Below are 2,108 nucleotides of genomic sequence, written 5' to 3'. Positions count from 1 at the left end.
TAAATCTGTTCTTAAGACTAAGGTATTGACAAAAAAGCCGATTAACCCAGCTAATTCACTACGAGTACGGTTAGCGATGGGAGTACCGACTAAAATGTCTGTTTGTCCTGTGTAACGATAGAGTAGAGTCTGAAATGCGGTCAGGAGGGTCATAAATAAGGTGACACCTTTTTCCCGACTCAGCTTATTTAACCCTTGACTAAGTTCTGGAGAAAGGATACATTTTATCCGATCTCCCTGAAAACTTTGTTGTAGAGGACGGGGATAATCCGTAGGTAGATGTAATAAAGCGGGTGCTGCTGCTAACTGTTTTTGCCAGTAATTTAACTGATTTTGTCGGATTTCTCCCTGTAAATATTCCCTTTGCCAAATTGCAAAATCTGCGTACTGGATTGGTAACTCTTGTAAAAGAGGTTCTAAACCTTTAGTATAGGCATTATAAAGGGTTGTCAATTCCTCAATAAATACCCCCATTGACCAACCATCAGAGACAATATGGTGCAGACAAATCAGCAAAAAATGTTCTGTGTCTGATAACTTAAGTAGGGTGGCCCTAATCAGGGAGTCATTGGCTAAATCAAAAGGTTGATGGCTGCGAATTTCTAGCCATTTTTTTATTTCCTGCTCTTCTCGATATTTTGGGCTGTCTTTCCCATTGACAAGCGTTAATTGCCAATTACTTTCTGGTTTAATTACTTGTACAGGATTTCCCTCAATAGTGGCGAAATTTGTGCGGAGGGACTCATGGCGCTGAATAATTTCTTGTAGGCTTTTTTCGAGGACATCTACCTGGAGATTTCCCGCTAAATGCAAGGCCAGGGAAATGTTATAAAAGGGACTATTTGGTTCTAATTGATCTAAGAACCATAAACGCTGTTGAGCATAAGATAGAGGTAATTCTTCAAAATTCATTTTCTTTTTCTTGGTAAAATGGCTGGAATAATGGTATCGGATTTTTCCTGTTTTAACTGTTCAATCCCTTGGGCTAATTCTGCTAGTGTGGCCGAGTTGAATAACTGACGTAGGGGAAGTTCAACTTTCAAGCGATCGCGTATCTGTGCTACTAATTTAGTGGCTAGTAGGGAATGGCCTCCCAGTTCAAAGAAGTTATCATTTATACCCACTTTCTCGACTTTTAGCACTTCTGACCAAACAGTTACTAATATATCCTCGATCGGGGTACGCGGAGCAACATATTTGTCTGATGGTTCACTACTAGATTCTGGTGGGGGTAAAGCTCGACTATCTATTTTTCCATTAGCAGTAAGGGGTAAGGCATCTAAAATAACGAAAGCATTAGGTATCATGTAACCGGGTAATTGAGCTTTCAGGAATTGCCGTATTTCGTTAATGGTAATCGTTTTTTCCGATTGTGGCACAATGTAGGCCACAAGACGCTTATCTCCTGTTGCATCATCCCTCACTATTACTACTGTTTCCCAAATCTGGGGATGAGATGCTAATAATGCTTCTATTTCCCCCAACTCAATCCGAAAACCCCGAATTTTCACCTGATTGTCAATGCGTCCTAAATATTCTAATTCTCCCTTGGGTAAATAACGGGCTAAATCTCCCGTTTTATATAATTTTGACGGCTCATTGCCCCCCTTATTAAGGGGGGTTGGGGGGATCACTTCATCCTTCTCAAAAGGACTAGGAATAAACCTTTCTGTTGTTAATTCAGGACGATTGAGATAACCTTTTGTTACTCCTGCACCTCCCACATACATCTCCCCGGGTACACCAACCGGTACAAGTTGTAAATGTTGGTCTAGTAAATACACCTGTAAGTCGGGAATGGGACGACCAATCACACTAGCTGTACTATCCAAGTCGTTCATACTTAATGGTCGATAGGTCACATGAACGGTAGTTTCTGTAATTCCGTACATATTAACTAATTGGGGGCATTGGTCGCCATGGCGCTGAAACCAAGGTTGTAAGCTGTTAATTTCTAAAGCTTCTCCTCCAAAAATAACTAAACGTAAGCTTAAATCGTTATCTGTTGTCGATGAACGATCCCCCCTTGATAAGGGAAAACTTCCTTTTAAGGATTCTTCAGCTTGAATTAACTGACGGAAAGCGGTAGGAGTTTGATTGAGAATTGT

The 2,108-nt window shown here is 40.7% G+C and carries 2 protein-coding genes; both read right to left on the bottom strand.

Features of this window, described 5'->3' with window-relative positions:
• Positions 1-912, bottom strand: a 912-nt coding sequence (locus PX484_RS20305; RefSeq protein WP_288105293.1) for a condensation domain-containing protein, incomplete at its 3' end; no start/stop codon positions are given.
• On the bottom strand, positions 909-2,108 hold a 1,200-nt coding region (locus PX484_RS20300), incomplete at its 5' end, for a non-ribosomal peptide synthetase (protein ID WP_288105292.1). The genes PX484_RS20305 and PX484_RS20300, both read right to left, overlap by 4 nt.

The sequence above is a fragment of the Microcystis sp. M49636_WE2 genome (assembly GCF_030065375.1).
In the GTDB taxonomy this organism is placed as follows: Bacteria; Cyanobacteriota; Cyanobacteriia; order Cyanobacteriales; family Microcystaceae; genus Microcystis; species Microcystis aeruginosa_C.
Note: the sequence above shows the minus strand (reverse complement) of the source record. Positions and strands in the feature narration are given on the sequence as shown.